At 71.2% G+C, this 13694-nt stretch carries 12 protein-coding genes; 3 read left to right on the forward strand and 9 right to left on the reverse strand.

Annotated features, from left to right (window positions below; all coding sequences use genetic code 11):
• Positions 1–129 precede the first annotated feature (129 nt).
• Genes LCH29_RS30515 through LCH29_RS30525 form a run of 3 tightly spaced genes read right to left on the reverse strand, consistent with a single transcriptional unit; the run spans position 130 to position 3257 of the window.
• Positions 130–1050: a carbohydrate ABC transporter permease gene (locus LCH29_RS30515; protein WP_446464916.1), complete on the reverse strand. Its 921-nt coding sequence runs from the start codon at positions 1048–1050 to the stop codon at positions 130–132.
• Positions 1047–1961: a carbohydrate ABC transporter permease gene (locus tag LCH29_RS30520; RefSeq protein ID WP_361476477.1), complete on the reverse strand. Its 915-nt coding sequence runs from the start codon at positions 1959–1961 to the stop codon at positions 1047–1049. Before LCH29_RS30520 ends, LCH29_RS30515 begins: the two co-directional genes overlap by 4 nt.
• A 12-nt stretch (positions 1962–1973) precedes the next feature.
• The gene (locus LCH29_RS30525; RefSeq protein ID WP_446464917.1) at positions 1974–3257 is read right to left on the reverse strand and encodes an ABC transporter substrate-binding protein; all 1284 of its coding nucleotides are present in this window, start codon (positions 3255–3257) and stop codon (positions 1974–1976) included.
• A 210-nt stretch (positions 3258–3467) separates the two neighbouring features.
• Between LCH29_RS30525 and LCH29_RS30530 the strand changes: the two genes are divergently transcribed.
• On the forward strand, positions 3468–5516 hold the full coding sequence (locus LCH29_RS30530; RefSeq protein ID WP_446464918.1) for an NPCBM/NEW2 domain-containing protein: 2049 nt from the start codon (positions 3468–3470) through the stop codon (positions 5514–5516).
• A gap of 35 nt (positions 5517–5551) precedes the next feature.
• Here LCH29_RS30530 and LCH29_RS30535 read toward each other — a convergent pair whose 3' ends face one another.
• Both LCH29_RS30535 and LCH29_RS30540 read right to left on the reverse strand, forming a co-directional pair.
• On the reverse strand, positions 5552–7177 hold the full coding sequence (locus LCH29_RS30535; protein ID WP_446464919.1) for a serine/threonine-protein kinase: 1626 nt from the start codon (positions 7175–7177) through the stop codon (positions 5552–5554).
• Positions 7178–7238: 61 nt separating this feature from the next.
• Positions 7239–8213: an ROK family protein gene (locus tag LCH29_RS30540; protein ID WP_446464920.1), complete on the reverse strand. Its 975-nt coding sequence runs from the start codon at positions 8211–8213 to the stop codon at positions 7239–7241.
• Positions 8214–8355: 142 nt separating this feature from the next.
• Here LCH29_RS30540 and LCH29_RS30545 point away from each other — a divergent pair, with 142 nt between their 5' ends.
• Complete coding sequence (locus tag LCH29_RS30545; protein ID WP_446464921.1) at positions 8356–9414, forward strand: LacI family DNA-binding transcriptional regulator; 1059 nt, start codon at positions 8356–8358, stop codon at positions 9412–9414.
• Between the two features lie 23 nt (positions 9415–9437).
• Here LCH29_RS30545 and LCH29_RS30550 read toward each other — a convergent pair whose 3' ends face one another.
• Entirely contained in the window at positions 9438–9821 is a 384-nt protein-coding gene (locus LCH29_RS30550; protein ID WP_446464922.1) for an SHOCT domain-containing protein, read from the reverse strand.
• A 189-nt stretch (positions 9822–10010) separates the two neighbouring features.
• Between LCH29_RS30550 and LCH29_RS30555 the strand changes: the two genes are divergently transcribed.
• Positions 10011–10643, forward strand: coding sequence for a GAP family protein (locus LCH29_RS30555; protein WP_446464923.1), 633 nt, complete (start codon positions 10011–10013; stop codon positions 10641–10643).
• A gap of 13 nt (positions 10644–10656) precedes the next feature.
• Here LCH29_RS30555 and LCH29_RS30560 read toward each other — a convergent pair whose 3' ends face one another.
• The 3 genes from LCH29_RS30560 to LCH29_RS30570 form a co-directional block, all read right to left on the reverse strand.
• Complete coding sequence (locus LCH29_RS30560) at positions 10657–11853, reverse strand: hypothetical protein (protein WP_446464924.1); 1197 nt, start codon at positions 11851–11853, stop codon at positions 10657–10659.
• Between the two features lie 99 nt (positions 11854–11952).
• Positions 11953–13230 carry a DUF6986 family protein gene (locus LCH29_RS30565; protein WP_446464925.1) on the reverse strand — a complete coding sequence of 426 codons (1278 nt, stop codon included), beginning with the start codon at positions 13228–13230 and terminating at the stop codon, positions 11953–11955.
• Between the two features lie 176 nt (positions 13231–13406).
• Positions 13407–13694: electron transfer flavoprotein subunit alpha/FixB family protein (locus tag LCH29_RS30570; RefSeq protein WP_446464926.1), on the reverse strand; the 288-nt coding region annotated here is incomplete at its 5' end.

Raw genomic sequence — 13694 nt, forward strand, 5'->3', positions numbered from 1 at the left:
ACGCCCGAATACGACTGAGTCACGGATCGCGCCCCCGCGAAGCCCCCGCCGACGCCCCCCGAGAAGCCCGCCGCAGCCCCCCCCTCCGCGGAGCCCCGCGGCACGGGGCCGCCGGGCGCCGCGGAGCCATCAGCCCTTGTTGGCGCCCAGCGTGAGCCCGGCGATGAAGTGGCGCTGGAGCAGCAGGAAGACGAGCACCGTGGGCAGCGCCACCAGCACCGAGCCCGCCGCCAGCAGGTTGTAGTCGGTGAAGAACTGCCCGCGCAGGTTGTTGAGCGCGGAGGTGACGGGGAGCTTGTCGCCGTCGGAGATGAAGACGAGCGCCCACAGGAAGTCGTTGTACATCCAGGTGAATTGCAGCGTGGCGAGCGCGGCGAGGGCCGGTCGGCACAGCGGCAGCGTGATGCGCCAGTACCGCGTCCACACGCCCGCGCCGTCCACCACCGCCGCCTCGATGATCTCGATCGGCAGGGTGCGCATGAAATTCGCGAGCACGAAGACGCAGAAGCCGACCTGGAACGCGACCTGGACGGCGATCACGGCCCAGTAGGAGTCGTACATCGTCATCGAGTCCGACATCCAGTAGGGCAGTTCGATCTTGGTGAACAGGACGTACAGCGGGGTGACGATGACCTGCTGCGGTAGCAGGTTCCCCGCCGTGAACACCATCAGCAGGACGAGCCCGCCCCGCATTTTCAGCCGGGTGACGGAGAAGGCCACGAACGACGCGAGGAACAGCGTCAGCAGCACTCCGGGGACGGCGATGAGGATCGAGTTGAGGAAATATTTGCCCATCCCGGAGTCGGTGAACGCCTGCTTGTAGTAATCGAACGACAGATGGCGCGGCAGCGAGAAATAGCCGTATTCGGCGGTCTCCTCGTACGGCCGCAGCGAGGCGTAGACGGCGAGCAGCAGCGGGGCGAGAAAGGCCAGCGAGACGGTCATCAGGAACGCGTGCAGACCGAGCCGCCCGGGGCGGACCCGGCGCCGCCCCGGTCCGCTCACCGGGTCTGTGGCCGGTACGGGGGCCGGACGGATGCCGGTGATCATCCCTTCTTCTCCCCTCGCAGCTCCTGGACCAGATAGGTCACGATGAATCCCAGCGACACGGTGAGCAGGACGACGGCGATGGCGGAGCCGAATCCGATCCGGCTGGCCTCACCGATGATGTTGTCCGTGACCAGCACGGAGAGCAGTTCCAGCCCGTTGCGGCCGTGATTGATGGCGTAGACGATGTCGAACGCGCGCAGCGCCTCGATGACCGTGATGACGCCGACGATCACATTGACCGGCCGCAGCGTGGGCAGGACGACCCGGAAGAAACTCTGGGTCTCGCTCGCGCCGTCGATCGCGGCGGCCTCCTTGAGCGAGGGATCGACGGATTTCAGCCCCGCCAGATAGAGGATCATCACATACCCGGTGTGCCGCCAGGCGGCCGCGAGCAGCACCATCCAGATATTGAGGTCGGGGTCGCCGATCCAGTCCACCGGATGGCTTTTGTCGCCGAGAATCGCGTTCAGCGCGCCCTGGTCGCGGGAGAAGATCAGCTGGGCGATGAAGCCGACGATGGCGAGCGAAAGCACCACCGGCATGTAAAGGGTGGACTGGTAGAAGCGGCTGAACCGGACGCCCTTGTCGAGAAGGACGGCCAGCAGTAGTCCGAAGGGCGTGGCGACCAAGCCGAGGAAGGCCACCCACAGCAGATTGTTGCGTACGGCGGGCCAGAACGGCGGATAGTCGGTGAACAGGTTCCGGTAGTTGTCGAAGCCGACCCAGTGGAGGTCGCCGATCCCGTCCCAGCTGGTGAAGGACAGACCGATGGAGGCGAGGGTCGGGCCCCAGACCAGGGCCAGGTCGAGCAGGACGGGTATGCCCAGCAGCACGCCGATGACGGCGAGGTCGCGGGAGGTGAACCTCCGCGGTCCCCGCCGTTTGGCACGCCGCGCGGTGGTGAGCGGCACGGCGCGATTCTCCTAGCTGTCGGCGAATATGGTCTTCTTCTGGGACTCGATGTCCTTGGTCAGGGTGTCGATGTCGTTCGGCTTGTTGATGAATTGCTGGATCGCCCGGATCATCACCTGCGACGCGAAGTCGGGGCGGGTGTCGCGGTCCATGAACTGCGATATCTGCTTCGCGCCGGAGACGAGCGCGACGGCCTTCTTCTGGAGCGCGTTGTAGCCGGAGGTGGCCGCCTTGTCGTTGCACGCGATGTTGTTGGGGTCCCGCTTCAGGTAGATCTCCTCGGCAGCGGGGGTGGCGAGGTACTTCAGCAGTTCCTTGCCCTCCTTCTGCCGCTTGGACTTCTTCGCCAGCAGGAATCCGTCGATCGGCGCCTCGACGGCGTCCTGGCCGTAGGCGGAGTCGATTTCGGGGAAGGGGAAGAAGTCCAGGTCGTCGCGGTCGGCGGCGGAGAACTGCTGCCCGGGGTGGGGCAGCCCGAAGACCGCCATGCCGGACTTCTTCTGCGCCAGGCTCTGCGCCGCCTCCTGCCAGGTGCGCCCGTTGGCGCCCTGCTGGTGGTACGGCATGAGGCCGCGCCACAGGTCGAAGACGTGCTTGACGCGGGGATCGGTCCAGGACTCCTTGCCGCCCATCAGCGAGATATGGAAGTCGTAGCCGTTGGCCCGCATATTGAGATAGTCGAAGGTCCCCATGGCGGGCCAGCCGTCCTTGTCGCCGAAGGCGATGGCGTCGAGGCCGTCCTTGTCCATCCGCTTGGCGAGCGCCCGGAACGCGTCGAAGGTCTTGGGGATCTCGTAGCCGTGCTGCGCGAAGACGCTCTTCCGGTAGAAGACCGCCCACGGATAGTAGTAATACGGCACGAAGTACTGTTTGCCGTCCTTACCGGTGGACTGCTTCTTGAGCGCGTCGGAGAAACCGCTGAAGCCCTTCCAGAGATCGCCGATCTCGGCGAGCTGCCCCTGCTCGGCGAAGAACTGCATGCGGTATCCGGCGAACCACATGAAGACGTCGTCCGGGGTGCCCTTCAGATAGCGGTTGATGCCCTCCTGGAAGGCCTCGTGGTTGACGGTGTTGACCTTGACCTTCTTGTCCGACTTCTTCTCGTACGCCGCGAACACCTCGGCGAACGCCTTGCGGGGCACGGCGTCCGAGGCATTGGAGCCCATCTTCACCTCGTTGCCCGGACCACCACAGGCGGTGAGGAGCGCCGGGAGGGTGACCGCCCCGGCCCCGATCGCGGTGCCCCGGAGCAACGTCCGACGGGAGATCCGATGTCCTGACGATGACTGCGCCATGAGCCCTCCACAGAGGATCAATCAAACACAACCGAACGCGAGTGGCTGGATCACATCGGGCGAGAGGCGGCATAGTCAAGGGTTTGGACGGGATATCGAACAACTGTTACCGCATCTCTTCCAACAGACTCCAACACGGCCTACCGTAAACGCTCGCATGTGACGTATCGGCGACGCTGCGTCACCCGTTGAGAACGGAGGATCCGCATCATGCGCCACCGCTCTTTACGTACCGCGAGACACACAGTCATCGGAGGACTGGCCGCCGCACTGCTCGGCACGGCCGGTCTCACCCTCCCCGCCGCCGCCCAGCCGGCCACGGCCGAACCAGCGGCGGCCGCCCCACCAGCCGCCGCCGAGGGCGGGCTCGCGCTCACCCCGCCGATGGGCTTCAACAACTGGAACTCCACCCACTGCCGCGCGGACTTCAACGAGGCGATGGTCAAGGGCATCGCCGACATCTTCGTCAGCAAGGGGCTCAAGGACGCCGGATACACCTACGTCAACCTCGACGACTGCTGGGCGCTGCCGCAGCGCGACGCGAACGGCAAGCTCGTCCCGGACCCGGTGCGCTTCCCCAACGGCATCAAGGCCGTCGCCGACTACGTCCACTCCAAGGGCCTCAAGATCGGCATCTACACCAGCGCGGGCACCAAGACCTGCAACACCGCGGGCTTCCCCGGGGCGCTGGGCCATGAAAGGTCGGACGCCCAGCAGTTCGCCGACTGGGGAATCGACTACCTCAAGTACGACAACTGCAATAACCAGGGCGTAGACGCCAAGCAGCGCTACCGCACCATGCGGGACGCGCTGAAGGCCGCGTCCGAGACCACCGGGCGCCCGATCGTCTACAGCATCTGCGAGTGGGGGCAGAACAAGCCGTGGGAATGGGCGGCGGATGTCGGCCAACTCTGGCGCACCACCGGTGACATCAGCGACAGCTGGGGCAGCATGCTGTCGATCGCCAAGAAGAACCTGCCGCTCGCCCCGTACGCCGGGCCCGGCCACTGGAACGACCCCGACATGCTGGAGGTCGGCAACGGCGGCATGACGGACACCGAGTACCGCAGCCACTTCTCGCTGTGGTCGATCATGGCCGCGCCGCTGCTGATCGGCACCGATCTGCGCAAGGCGGGCGCCAAGACGTTCGAGATCCTGGGCAATCGCGAGGTCATCGCCGTCGACCAGGACCCGCTGGGCAAGCAGGGCACCGTGCTCTCCTCCGAGGGCGGGCGCTGGGTGATCTCCAAGGAGATGGCGGACGGCAGCCGCGCCGTCGCCCTCTTCAACGAGACCGAGCGGCCGCAGCGCATCGCCACCACCGCGGCCCGCCTCGGCCTGCCGCAGGCCGACGGATACCGGCTGCGCGATCTGTGGCGGAACCAGGACCAGAACACCGCGGGCTCCGTCGCGGCCACCGTCCCGGCGCATGGCACGGTGCTCTACCGGGTCTCCGCCGACCGGCGCTGGGCCTCGTACCCGCCCGCCGCCGAACTCGGCGCCGACGCCGCCCCGTTCACCGAGGCCGGAGCCACCGCACCGGTCGAGACGGCGCTGCGCAACCTCGGCGGCACCGCCGCCCACCAGGCCGGGGTCACGCTCACCGGCCCCGACGGCTGGCGCATCAGGACCAGCTCACCGACCCGGGCCGCCACCCTGCCCACCGGCAGCAGGCTCGCCACCCGCTGGCAGGTCACCGCTCCGAAGGACGTCAAGCCCGGGGCGTACGAGCTGACCGTACGCGCCTCCTACCGCTCGGCGCGCGGCGACAAGGTCGGCACCGAACTGCCCGTGCCGGTCAACGTGGTGGTCGCGCCGCCCTCCGGTGCCACGTACGCGAGCGATCTGCCGTGGCTGAGCGCGGCCAACGGCTGGGGCCCGGCCGAGAAGGACACCAGCGTCGGCGAGAACGCGGCGGGCGACGGTCATCCGATCACCCTCGACGGCACCGTCCACGCCAAGGGCCTGGGCGTGCACGCGCCCAGTGAGGTCACGTACTACACCGGCGGCCACTGCACCGCGTTCACCGCGAAGGTCGGCGTGGACGACGAGGAGGGCACCGCCGGAACGGTCGCCTTCGAGGTGTGGGCGGACGACACCAAGGTGCTGTCGACCGGGACGCTGACCAACGCCGATCCGGCCAAGGCCATCAGCGCCGCCGTCGACGGCGCGACGACGGTCCGGCTCGTCGTCACCGACGGCGGGGACGACGTCACCAGCGACCACGGGGACTGGGCGGACGCGGCGTTCAGCTGCTGACGTCCCGCCCCGGCGACCGGCCCGCTCCCCCTGTCTCAGCAAACCGGCAGCCCGGGGAGGGGCTGGTCGTTGTCGCCGCCCCGGACGTACACATCGCTGACGTACACGTCCTTGTTGCCGTTGTCGTCGTCCGTCTTCGCCCACCAGACGTTCGTCCACTTGCCGTACCGCTCGGGGCGGTTCAGGTTCTCCTGGCAGTAGAAGTAGCTGACGCCCTGCTTCAGGGTGCCGACCGGCTCGCCGCCGTGGGTGTACGAGGTGGCGTCGCGCCACACCACGCAGTTGTACTTGCCGCCGCCGATGTCGCCGCACGCCGGGGCGGTCCCGGGACTGGAGGTCGGGGAGGCCGCGCCGGTGGTCTTCCCGGCCTCGCCCTTGCCGTCGTCCCCGCCGCCCTCCGCACGGCTCGGTGCGCGCGAGGCCGGTGGGGACGCCGCCCCGCTCGCCCGCGGGCCGCTCGTACCCGCCTCGCCCGTCGCCTCGCGGTCCCCTCCGCCGGACGTCGCCGCCCCGGATCCCGTCGGCCCCGGCGACCGGCCCGCCGTCGTGCGGTCGCCCTCGCCGCCGAGCAGCGCGTACGTCACCCCGCCGCCGACGAGCACCACACCGGCGACCGCCGCCGCCACCAGCGCCCGCGTCCGGCCGCGCCCCGGCCCCGGCGGGCCGCCCTCCCCGGGGCCGGCACCCACCAACGGCTGCGCGGCCGCGACATCCGGGGCGGTCGGGGTCCGCGGGACCTGCGACGCCTGCGGGGTCCGTAGGACCGGCGGGGCCTGTGGAGGGGACGGCCGAAGCTCCGGCACGGCCCCCGCCGCGACCGCCTCCAGCAGCTGCCGCGCCTCGGCCGCCGTGGGACGCCCTTCCGGGTCCTTGTCCATCAGCTCGCGCAGGACGGGCGCCAGCGGACCGGCCAACCGGGGCTCCGGCAGCGGCTCGGTGACGATCGCGGTCAGCGTCGACCACACGGAGGTGCGGCGGAACGGCGACGAGCCCTCCACCGCCGCGTACAGCGTCATGCCCAGCGCCCATACGTCCGAGGCCGGGCCCGGGTCCTGGCCCTGGGCACGCTCCGGCGCCAGGTAGTCCAGCGAGCCGATCAACTCGCCGCTGCGGGTCAGCTTGGTGGTCGCGCCGTCGTCGGGCGCCTCCATGCTCGCGATGCCGAAGTCGGTGAGCACCACCCGGCCCCCGCGGTCGAGCAGCACGTTCCCCGGCTTCACATCGCGGTGCAGCACCCCGGCGTCATGGCCCGCGGCGAGCGCGTCGGCCACCTTCGCGCCGATCCGCGCGGCCTCCAGGGGATCGACGACACCGCGCTCGTCGATCAGGTCGTCGAGGGACGGGCCGTCGATCAGCTCCATCACGATGACCGGCAGCCCGTCCTCGTCCGCCACATCGTGCACCGTGATCACACCCGAATGGCGGATCCGGGCCGCGGCGCGCGCCTCGCGCTGCATCCGGGTGCGCAGATCGGCCAACTCCGCGCCGGACGCGTCGGTGTAGGCGCGCAGCACCTTGACCGCGACCTCCCGGCCCAGCAGCTCGTCCACCGCTCTACAGACCACGCCCATGCCGCCGCGGCCGAGCTGCCCCGTCACCCGGTAGCGCCCGCCCAGCAGCCTGCCGGACAGATCACCGCCCATGTCCCCCGGTGCCACCATCGGCTCCCTCGCATCGCCAGCAGTGAGCGAACAGCTTAGGGGCAGCCGGTGACAGCGCGGCTCAAGCGGCGCCGCCAGGCGCGCCCACCGGGCCGAATCCCTCCAGCCGCTGCTCCTGCGCGGCCGCGGCGGCCGCCCCGACCAGCCCCGCGTCGGTGCCCATCTGCGCCGGTACGACCTCGAGACCCTGGACGTAACTCAGTGTCGCGTAGGCGCGCAGGGCGCGCCGAAGGGGCGCGAAGAGCACGTCCCCGGCGCCCGCGACCCCGCCGCCGATCACCGCCACCTCGATCTCGACGAGCGCGGCGGTCGCGGCGATCCCGGCGGCCAGGGCCTGCGCCGCGCGGTCGAACGAGGCCCGCGCGACCGGGTCACCGGCGCGCGCGGCGACGGCGACGGCCGCGGCGCTGGTGTCGCCGTCCGGGCCCGGCCGCCAGCCGCCGGACAGCGCCCGGCGGGCGATGTTGGGGCCGCTGGCGATGCGCTCGACGCAGCCGCGCCCGCCGCACGGGCACAGATCGCCGTCGAGGTCGACACTGATGTGACCGATGTGCCCGGCGTTGCCCGTGGGGCCGGGGTGGAGCCGCCCGCCCAGTACGAGTCCGCCGCCGACACCGGTGGACACCACCATGCACAGCGCGCTCGCACGCCCGCGCGCCGCGCCCTGCCAGTGCTCGGCGGCGGTCATCGCCGGTCCGTCGCCGACCAGGGTGACCGGCAGCTCGCCGGTGGTCTCCCGGACCCCGGCGACCAGCGGGAAGTCGCGCCAGCCGGGGATGTTGACCGGGTTGACGGTGCCCACGGAGGCGTCCACGGGACCCGCGCTGCCGATCCCGACGGCGGCCACCCGGGACCAGTGCGCGGTGGCGGCGAGTTCGCCGAGCACCGCGGAGACCTCCCCCATCACCGTCGGGCCGTCGCCCTGCGCGGGGGTCGCGCGCCGGGCCCGTACGACCAGCTTGCCGCCGCCGTCCACCAGGGCACCCGCGATCTTGGTACCGCCGATGTCCAGCGCGGCGATGAGGTCACGTGCCATGGCTGTCGACTCTCCTGGTGGGCCTCGGTGTCATCAGTATGCGGCCACAGTCTTCCCTGCCGCTGACAACGTTGTCCAGGGTCTATGCTCGACACCCCTTCCGCCCTTCCGCCACGACGACCAGCGACGGGACGAGCCCACCGTGACCGACACCGCCCGGGACATCGCCGACAGCACCCGACCGCACCGCTACGGCTCCCGGCCCACGATGAAGGACGTCGCCGCCCGGGCCGGAGTCGGCCTCAAGACGGTCTCGAGGGTCGTCAACGGCGAGCCGGGCGTCACCCCCGACACCGAGGCCCGCGTCCAGGAGGCGATCACCGCGCTCGGCTTCCGCCGCAACGACAGCGCCCGCATCCTCCGCAAGGGGCGCACCGCGAGCGTCGGCCTCGTCCTGGAGGACCTCGCCGACCCGTTCTACGGCCCGCTCAGCCGTGCCGTCGAGGAGGTGGCCCGGGCCCATGGCGCGCTGCTGATCAACGGGTCCAGCGCCGAGGACCCGGTCCGCGAGCAGGAGTTGGTGCTCGCCCTGTGCGCCCGCCGGGTGGACGGCCTCGTCGTCATCCCGGCGGGCGACGACCACCGCTATCTGGCCCCCGAGATGGCGGCCGGGGTGGCCACCGTCTTCGTCGACCGACCGGCGGGCCGCATCGACGCCGACGCGGTGCTCTCCGACAGCTTCGGCGGCGCGCGGGACGCGGTCGCCCACCTGATCGCCCATGGCCACCGCCGGATCGGCTTCCTCGGAGACCAGCCGGGCATCCACACCGCCGCCGAGCGGCTGCGCGGCTATCACGCCGCGATGGCCGCGGCCGGGCTTCCGGTCCACGACGGCTGGCTCTCCCTGGGCCCCACCGACCCGGAGCGGGTGCGCGGCGCGGCCGCCGCCATGCTGGACGCGGCCGAGCCGGTCACCGCGCTCTTCGCGGGCAACAACCGGGTGACGGTCACGGTGGTGCGGGTCCTCGCCGAGCGCCCCGCACCGGCCGCGCCCGTGGCCCTGGTCGGCTTCGACGACTTCGAGCTGGCCGATCTGCTCTCCCCCGGCATCACCGTGGTCGCCCAGGACGCGGCGCAGCTCGGCCGCACCGCCGCGGATCTGCTGTTCCGCCGCCTCGACGGCGCGGGCGGCGCACCGCGCCGGGTCGTGCTGCCGACCCGCCTGATCGCCCGCGGCTCCGGCGAACTGTCACCGTCCTGAATATCCCTGTACCGCCCGTCTCATCAAGCGGCGAGCACCTTGGCCTTGGCGCGTTCGTACTCCTCGGCCGTGATGTCACCGTGGTTCTTCAGCTCCACGAGCCGCGACAGCTCCTCGGCGTGGCTCGTTCCGGCGGTCCCCCGTACGTACTCCCGGAACTCCTCCTCCGCCTGCTCGGCCCGCTTCATCTCGCGCCGGCCCATCCCGCGGCCCCGTGCCATCAGGTACACGAAGACGCCGAGGAAGGGCAGGACGATGACGAAGACGCACCAGCCCGCCTTCGCCCAGCCGCTGAGCGAGTCATCGCGGAAGATGTCCCCGATCACCCGGAAGAGCAGCATCAGCCACAGGACCCACAGAAAGATCCACATCGTGGTCCAGAACACATTGAGCAAGGGGTAGTCCATCGTCTGCCTCCCGTCGGACACGCCCGGCGGGGCCGACAGCCACCACCGGAGCCGACGCTTCCAGCGTACGGCGGCGGACGCGGCGCGTTCGGCGGGTGCGCGGGACCCGGTCGGCGCAGCAGCGGGTGCGCCGCGGGCTGGGCCGCGCAGCAATGGAGGCAGGACGAACGGGGGCCGGAAGGGCAGGCCATGGACCTCCAGATTCTCCCGCTGGCCGTCACCATGATGGCGGGGCCGCAGATCGTGGCCGCCGTGATCCTGGTGACCACCGCGCGGCCGGTGCGGGTGTCCTCGGCGTTCCTGCTCGGGGTGGCGGTCGCGACAGCCGTGGGGGTCGCCGTCACCCGGGGGATCTTCGCCCTCCTGGGCCAAGCGGTCACGCTGGGCCAACCATCCGACCCGGGGTCGGCCGCCGTCATCGTGCAGCTGGTGCTGGTGGGGCTGCTGGTGCTGGTCGCGGTGAAGAACGGGGTGCGCCGGGAATCCGTCGAGCCGCCCAAGTGGCTGGGCTCGCTGATGGACGCGGGCCCTCTGCGGGCCCTGCGGACCGGGCTGCTGGTGATCCTGCTGATGCCGTCGGACATCATGGTGATGCTGACGGTGGGGGCGCATCTGGAGCAGCACCGGGCGGGGCCGGCGGAGGCGCTGCCGTTCATCGGTGCCACCGTGCTGATCGCCGCGCTGCCGCTCCTGCTCTACCTGGTCTTCCGTAGCCGGGCGCGGCGCGCGATGCCCCGGCTGCGGGAGTGGCTGAACACGCACAGCTGGGTGGTCAACGTCGCCGCCTGTCTACTCTTCATCGCGCTCATCCTGACCCCCTGACTCACCCCCTGACTCAGCCTCTGGTACGGCCCGTCGCGGCCAGCAGTGTGATCACCGCGAGGGCGGCCAGCAGGACCAGCACCAGGAACAGCACGGTCAGCACGGTGGGGTGGTTCCACAACGCGAAGACGGCGGCCGGAGTCAGCAGCGCGGCGACCGTCAGCTCCCGCCGGTGGTCCGCGGTCCAGGTCCCGGCCCGTCCGGTGCGCATCCCGCGGGCCGCGCACCAGTGCGCGGCGGACTCGGCGGTGCGCTCGCCCGTGGCCCGTACGGCGCGTGGCAGCCGTCCGGGCCCGGCCAGATAGGCGCCCGCCGCGACGACGGCGCTGAGCACCAGCACGGTGAGCACGGTGACCCGCAGGAAGCGCACCACGGTGTCGAAGAGGGCCGAGGCGGCGGCGCGGGACAGCACGCCCGGCGGCACGTGGTCGAGGCAGTACCGGCGGGCCACTGTGAGGGCGAGGGCGAGGGCCAGCGAGGCGACGGCGGCGCCGAGGCCGGCGAGGGCGAGCGCGCGGCGGCGGCCCCGGGCGAGCAGGACACCGGTGGTGCCGAGCGCGATGGTCAGGATGGGCAGCCAGTTGCTCGCCAGGTCGAGCAGGCGTACCGCCTTTTTGATGCGGTCGAGGTGGTGGGAGTGGAAGAGGATCGTCCGCCGATGGATGTCGGGGATGTCGTTCGCCGAGGGGAATCCGGCGTCAACGAGCTGGAGTTTGACCTTCTCCACGGCGGCGCCGACGTTCAGGGTGACGGTGTCGCCGCGTACGCCGACGGGGCCGTGACCCTCGCCGGTGAGGGCGTGCACGACGGCCGCATGGGCGGCGCGGTTGGCGCCGGTCCATACGGCGGCGAACTCCTCGGTGTGCACGATGTGCGTCGCGACCTTGCGCACGGCCTGGTCGAGGGCCGCGTCCAGCTGGGGGGCCAGGCCCTCGATGGTGTCGGCGGCCCGGGGCGGCAGCCCCTGCTCGCGCAGCCAGTCGGCGATGTCGGCGGTGACCTTCCGGCTGTTGTGCCGGAGGTCGACGGCCTCGCTGACGTGGTCCACGGCCGCCTCCTGGATCGCCGGATCGGTCGCCAGCGGGGCGACCGTCGCCACGTAGCGATCGGTGTCCAGGACGATGCCGTGGACCCATACCGTCAGCACGGACACCGGTACGAGCAGGCAGCCGAGCAGGATCAGCAGGGCTGACACGGCACTTCTGACCATGCCACCATCTCCCGCCCTCCCCGGCGGCCGCGCATCCCGGGTGACACGGAGGGGTGAGCGGAGGTGGCCAGGCGGATCAGGCGGGCGCGGCCGACCGGCTCAGCGCGGGGCGCGGCCCGCCAGGGCGTCGAGTTCGGCGCGGCCCAGTCCGGTCAGCTGTTCCACCTCGGCGGCGTCGACCGCGCCGCAGTCCAGCCCGCGCAGCAGATGGCCGCTGAGCGCCTTGGCGGTCGCGGGCTCGTCCATGACGTCGCCGCCCGTACGGTTCACATACGCCGAGAGCCGGGCCGCCGCCGTCTCCAGGCCCTCCCGGTAGAAGGCGTAGACGGCGGCGTAGCGGGTGGGCAGATGGCCGGGGTGCATGTCCCAGCCCTGGTAGTACGCGCGGCCCAGGGACCGCCGGACGAGGCGGTGGTGGAGCCGCCAGGCGTCGTGGACGCGCTCGGTGGGGCCGATGGGAAGCACATTGGTCGAGCCGTCGGAGAGCCGTACGCCGGTGCCCGCGGCGGCGACCTGCATGACGGCCTTGGCGTGGTCGGCGACGGGGTGGTCCATGGCCTGGTGGGCGGCGCTGACGCCGCAGGAGGCGCTGTAGTCGAAGGTGCCGTAGTGCAGTCCGGTGGCACGGCCCCCGGCCGCGTCGATCATCAGGGCGACGGTGGCGCGGCCGTCGGGGCCGAGGATGGCCTGGGTGGTCTCGATCTGGATCTCGAAGCCCAGTCGGCCCGCCGGAAGCCCACGGGCCTTCTCGAACTCCTCGCACAACCGGACCATGGCGCTGACCTGTTCGGCGTACGTCACCTTGGGGAGGGTGAGCACGAGACCGTCCGGCAGCCCGCCGGAGTCCATCAGTCCGGTGAGGAAGATGTCGAGGGTGCGGATGCCGCGGTCACGGACGGCGGCCTCCATGCACTTCATGCGGATGCCCACATAGGGCGGTGCGGTGCCCGCCGCGTGGGCGGCCGCGACCACGGAGGCGGCACGGGTGGCCGCGGCGTCCTCCTCGGCGTCGGGGCGCGGCCCGTAGCCGTCCTCGAAGTCGATCCGCAGGTCCTCGACCGGTTCGCGCTCCAGCTTCGCGCGCACCCGCCGGTACACGGGCTCGGCCAGCTCACCGGGGAGGCCGAGGACGGCGGCGAGGGCGTCGGCGTCGGGCGCGTGGGCGTCGAGGGCGGCGAGCGCCTGGTCGCCCCAGTCGCGCACGGTGGTGTCGGTGAGGGCGTCGGCGGGGACGTAGACGGTGTGCACAGGCTGGCGGGTGCCGGAGTCGCCCGGGTAGCGGCGGGCGAGGTCCGCGTCGACGGGGGCGAGGGACGCGGTGATCCCTTCGCGTACGCCGCGCGGCAGGCTGGTCCCCACCGTCTCGTGCTGAGTCATGCCCGCACCTCCGCCTTTCACCTTCACTCGAACCGATCAGATATTTCCGCTCTGCGGAAACGAATATCCGTAAAGTGAAGTTATACGGGCCCCGAGTGGAGGTCAACACCCCATTGACGCACGTGAAGCCCCGTACGCGCAGTGCGTACGGGGCCTCACGGACATCGATCGAGCGGTCAGCCCTTGCGGGTCTTGACCTCCTCGGTCAGCTGCGGGACGACCTCGAAGAGGTCGCCGACCACGCCGTAGTCGACCAGGTCGAAGATCGGGGCCTCGGCGTCCTTGTTGACCGCCACGATGGTCTTCGAGGTCTGCATACCGGCCCGGTGCTGAATCGCTCCCGAGATACCGGCCGCGATGTACAACTGCGGGGAGACGGTCTTCCCCGTCTGCCCCACCTGGTTGGTGTGCGGGTACCAGCCCGCGTCCACCGCCGCACGCGAGGCACCCACCGCCGCACCGAG

Source organism: Streptomyces sp. BRA346, from assembly GCF_052851135.1.